Annotated in this window: 6 protein-coding genes and 1 pseudogene; 6 read left to right on the top strand and 1 reads right to left on the bottom strand. The window is 35.7% G+C overall.

The window, feature by feature from the left end; translation table 11 throughout:
• Positions 1-189: 189 nt before the first annotated feature.
• The 4 genes and pseudogenes from PV403_RS24715 to PV403_RS24700 all read left to right on the top strand — a co-directional run.
• Positions 190-450: pseudogene (locus PV403_RS24715) on the top strand (CPCC family cysteine-rich protein); the annotation flags it as partial.
• A gap of 501 nt (positions 451-951) precedes the next feature.
• Positions 952-1077: a hypothetical protein gene (locus PV403_RS24710; protein ID WP_283771331.1), complete on the top strand. Its 126-nt coding sequence runs from the start codon at positions 952-954 to the stop codon at positions 1075-1077.
• Between the two features lie 34 nt (positions 1078-1111).
• Positions 1112-1504, top strand: coding sequence for an Imm44 family immunity protein (locus tag PV403_RS24705; protein WP_191805066.1), 393 nt, complete (start codon positions 1112-1114; stop codon positions 1502-1504).
• Positions 1505-1911: 407 nt separating this feature from the next.
• Positions 1912-2082 carry a hypothetical protein gene (locus PV403_RS24700; RefSeq protein ID WP_191805064.1) on the top strand — a complete coding sequence of 57 codons (171 nt, stop codon included), beginning with the start codon at positions 1912-1914 and terminating at the stop codon, positions 2080-2082.
• A gap of 564 nt (positions 2083-2646) precedes the next feature.
• Here PV403_RS24700 and PV403_RS24695 read toward each other — a convergent pair.
• Positions 2647-2847: a hypothetical protein gene (locus PV403_RS24695; protein WP_191805062.1), complete on the bottom strand. Its 201-nt coding sequence runs from the start codon at positions 2845-2847 to the stop codon at positions 2647-2649.
• A gap of 160 nt (positions 2848-3007) precedes the next feature.
• Between PV403_RS24695 and PV403_RS24690 the strand changes: the two genes are divergently transcribed.
• Together PV403_RS24690 and PV403_RS24685 are read left to right on the top strand one after the other, a co-directional pair.
• Complete coding sequence (locus PV403_RS24690; protein WP_332086279.1) at positions 3008-3661, top strand: stalk domain-containing protein; 654 nt, start codon at positions 3008-3010, stop codon at positions 3659-3661.
• Positions 3662-3934: 273 nt separating this feature from the next.
• Positions 3935-4204 (top strand): excalibur calcium-binding domain-containing protein, encoded by a 270-nt coding sequence (locus PV403_RS24685; RefSeq protein ID WP_191805088.1) that lies wholly within the window; start codon positions 3935-3937, stop codon positions 4202-4204.
• Positions 4205-4883: the final 679 nt, after the last annotated feature.

Below are 4883 nucleotides of genomic sequence, written 5' to 3'. Positions count from 1 at the left end.
GAGCGACCTCCTAGATGGGCTTTTTGAGGCAATGACCTCGTGCGTAACCCCATCTTACTGAGGTGCTCTTTTTTATTCAAACTCCAAATTTTTCGTTTTACAGGAATTCTAACGGAAAAACGATAGTGGAGGGGCTTGAACATAGAAGTTCCTTTTTTCCATGTTAAATCTCATAAGAGGAGTGATTTCATGACCAAATATACTTGTCCATGTTGTGGGTATAAAACTCTTGATGAAGAACCACCTGGAACATATGAGACTTGCGATGTTTGTAATTGGCAAGAGGATGCTGTAATGAATGAAAACCCAGATTATTGGGGCGGTGCGAATGCAGTATGTTTGAGGCAAGCACAAAGAAACTTTATGAAATTTGCGGCTAAGGAAAAGAAATCTTTAGACAACGTAGTTCCAAGAAACGATTACGAACAAGACCCTTCATGGAAACCAGTGTGGGAAAATGAAGTAAACCTAGATGAAGCGAAACTTGCGGAAATACAAATCGACGGTAATGTCATAGATAAAAGGTTTCAGGAGTCAATTAATATTAATGACTTTTTAGACGCATATACTGAGTTTCTTGAAGCAAAGGGATGGGGCTTTGGTGGTGAAATTAAGCAAAGAAGTACCCAGATTGAAAAACCAAAACGTTGATTTGATAAATGCAATGATAGAACGGAAGTTATTCAACTAACTGTAAAACGTTAGTTGAACGACAATAGCGGCAGACTAAGACCTCATTTATCGAGTCTTGGTCTGCCGCTGCTTCTTTTAATGGATCATTCTAAAATTATCATTGACCACTTGTGGTTTTAATTGATTGAAACTAAAATTGTTTTCTACCAATTCTAAAACGCTCTATTTCAACAGCAGAGAAAAAATTATCCTCTCCATATAATATATTGCTTCCAATCTCTTATACGCTATGCATATGCAAGAGGAACTAAAAGGTATATGCAAAAACGCTACCGTGAGAATAATTATACAATGGTCATTATGGCTACGGACAAAGAAACAGATACATCAATGGCAACTGAAAAAATTATGAGAAAAATAATAATGGGGAAAGACCGAAGCTAAATAAAAGCGATTGGTAATAGGAAGGGATCATATTATGGAATTTTACTTCACTGGAGAAATTATGGAGGATGTAGAAAAGGCCTATTCTGAGATCGAGAATATTGTTTTAAAAAAATTAAATACATCACTAAACTCACAGGATTACGGTCCTGGCTTAAAAATATTGGGGATAATTTTTATGATCGCAAGTGATGAGCTTGTTGAAGAGGGTCTTTTTAATGAAAAAATAACTTACTTGAAGAAAGATAAGGACTCTGATATTCGTCTGAGAATTGATCATGCGACTTTTAGGGAAGTTGATCTTGATTCTCAAATAAGGTTACTAGTCGATAATTTGATTAGAGCTGTTAGAGAAATAAAGAAGAAATTTAAAGAGGACTTCGATTCTGAAAGGTTAGCAAAGGATATTGATCGTTTGTTTAACTAAGCTATAATTAATTATGAAATAAAGACAGGTTAAACCACGAGTGGATTTATTTTATGAATGGATTTTCTTTTATAAATTCTAAAAGCTGCTCTTTCAATCAAAATTTTCACAAATCACTGTAGTCCAACTTAGGTTTAATTAGAAAAAGTAAGCAACCGATCAACAGACCGGTTGCCTATTCCTGCACCCTAAACGGAGGGCACCGCGAATTACTTTTTCTTTAATTCCTCTCTAGTGTAGGCATCAGAAATTATCAATTTGCTTATGTGTTCACGCTAGCTTCCTAATCTTCTCTTCTTATTTGATAATTTCATTCACTATAGTTAACTTTCCGTATTATAAATGGACTCCCAGCAGAAACTCCTGTACTATTACCTTTTGATTCTAATTGAATGAGGATGATTTTTTTGGCAAGTGCAGCAGTAGTTTTTGCATCAATTCTTTTACCTATTTTTCTTTATATGTCTTTTTACTTTTTGCTTGATGGGAAACAGCCACAAGCAAGAAGAATATTCATCTCCCTTAGTTTTAGTTTAACAATATGGTCGATGGCAATAATTATGATTGCAAAAAATTAGAAGGTCTATCGACCTTCTTTTTATATTAGGATCAAAGTTTATTTAGATATTTTTAGAGTAGTTGTGTAATTCCCCAGATGACCAAGATACTCAAAGATTGGCGTGTGACCATATTCTTTAACTACAAATACTTGTCCTGTTATAACATCCTTGTATGTATCTCTTATCTTGCACTGGCTGGCTTGGATCAAGTTCTAATATCTCATTCCTCCACTAAAGGAAAATTCTAGTTATTAACATTAAATAAAAATGCCATTATCCCTAAAAGTAAAGGGTCTAATCCAAATATTGATTGAACTAACGGTAAAACGTTAGTTCAAAATAGAGGGAGCAGTTTGCCAGTTGTGGCAGCTGCTCCCTGTTTCGTTACAGCAAAGTTTAGACCACATTTTTATTCTCATGTGGCTTTTGACGTTAAAAATGTGGCTTTTCAGGTTAGGATTGTGAGATATCAGAAATCTGGAAGCAGTCGTTTGTTGGACTAGCTAAGGAGAATATCTGGTTTCCGTCCAAGATATTAGTATCAAGTAGTAAGTATAGAGAAGTAAGTGCCTCAAATCTTAGTTATCCTTCGCATTTAAACTCGCAAACCCCGCGCATAAAATATTCGCCTTTCACCTTTATGCTATCCTCAGTAATCCTCTCGATCACACCTCTTCCATAGAGCTCCTTATTAAGGTATATAAAGATGGGTTTAGCGTCCATCTTCGCCGTGTACAACTGGTCATCGGCAGTCAGCGTCTTCATAGAATGTTTGTTTTGCAATATCATCATGCTCCTTTTGTGAAGTTTATGGGATTATTTAGATATAATAGTGCACTATCCCTGTTTAATTATTTTTACAGTTCTTGTTAATTATATCGTCTGATTAACCGATATTTTTAATAGATGTAAAAATAATACATAAAAGGAGACGGTAAGAAAGATGAAATTGAAAAGAGTAACTGTTTTGCTATCCGCATTCTTATTGCTCAGTAGTTCGGTGGCTTTCGCAGCCAACACGCAAACTGTCAAGGCGACGGTTTCGAATCTCAAGTACACGCTTAACGGGAAAAACTGGACCGCTAAAACCACTGCAAAGCCAGTTGTAATTAACGGCACGACATACTTGCCGATCGGTGTCGTTAAGGAAGCGACGAAAACGAACATTACCGTGGATTCGAAGACTGGCAAGATTAATATTGGGGAGAAGGGCGTAAAGACACCGTTCCAACAAGTAAGTTTTAATTATGATTACTTCAGTAATACAAGAAATAAGAGTTATACAAATATTGAGGGCAAAGAATACAAAGAAGTGCTGTATACAAAATTTTCTGCTTTTGCTCATGATTACTCAACACCGGATAAGAAATATCAAACTTTGCATCTAGATCTATTTGCACCAAAAGAAACGGTCGAAGTAACTGTGTTCGAAGATTTAATTGATGATAGAAGTTTAGGGAATATCTCTGTCGAACCGGGAAAGGTAACTTCATTAGAAGTTAACGTAACGGATGTTAAAAAGATTATGATTAGCCTCAAGAACTTCGATAACGGAGAACATGAATTTGTAATTTTGCCAACCTCATATTACAAATAAAATACATATAATTGAGATCGTTTCTGAGTATAGGGACTGGTTTAATAACGCGTAAAGTCGCTATTTTAGCGGCTTTTTTTAATTGTGATTTCAAAATCCATGGTATATCCAGTTAAGCGTGTAGAGATGAGTAAGGTTTGTAGGGTAGTTCAATCAGTACTCTCCGTTATAGTTTGTGTTAATTAATATCCAATACCAATATATTGAAGGAGAAGGATGATAGAGGTATAGTTAATTAGCATTATACTGTAGAGAGGAAGTGTTACTATTAATATCAAGAAGGTATTTGTGGCTGTTTTATCTCTTGGACTTATTATTGGACCAACGATAGGATCAACTGGCGTAGCAGAAGCAAAAGAGAAAGTAGTTACATATAAAAACTGCACAGAGTTGAATAAGGTATATAAAGGCGGCGTAGCTCGTTCATCATCAACCAAAAATAAAGGTGGAAAAACGAAATATAAACCTCATGTTTCTAAAGCTCTATATGAAGCCAATAAAAAAAGTGATAGGGACAAAGACGGTATAGCTTGTGAAAAATAAGTAGATTGATTAGTAATAGACTCTTCTCGTGTTGAAGGGTCTATTTTATATTGTGGGTTACTTTAAGAAGCGCTATAAAATTCTACTTTTGGACACTTATAAGCGGACATGTCAATTTTTAACTTACCTTTTATTGTGATTTATAGAATAATGACAGGTGCTTAGCATGAAGAAATTTGCGGCAATACGGAAGCTTATGAGTATCCTGTCCATCATAGTGAATACTACGTAAGTAACAGGTAAGGCTCGTGTGTATAGGTTAATCTTATCCTCTTACCTCGCTAGGAATCTCTTCATAACAAGTTCGAAGTCTACCCATCCTGTCTCTGGATCTACACATGCTATCTCACCATTTAAAACAATGTCCTTATTAAATGGATTCTCTAGGAGCTCTGGATACTGTCTTAGGCATTCTGTACGGTGTCTTATATATAACTTGGTTTGAATATATCAAGCGGTGACCGTCTATCTTTGGTTCAATGTCTGAAAACGGTGATTGTGCCGTTTTGGATGCTTTTGTAGTTTTATAGTGGTATTAATGTCTTTTCTATCTGACGGATTGTAATATGAAGTGCGACACCTAGTTCAAAATTAAAAATGGCCCATGGCCGGATTCGTGTAGAATGGAGTTACCACACAACACCTACAAGGAGAATCCGCCATGAGCTACACACATCTT

This window comes from Paenibacillus sp. GYB006 (assembly GCF_036577645.1).
GTDB lineage: Bacteria > Bacillota > Bacilli > Paenibacillales > Paenibacillaceae > Paenibacillus.
Note: the sequence above shows the minus strand (reverse complement) of the source record. Positions and strands in the feature narration are given on the sequence as shown.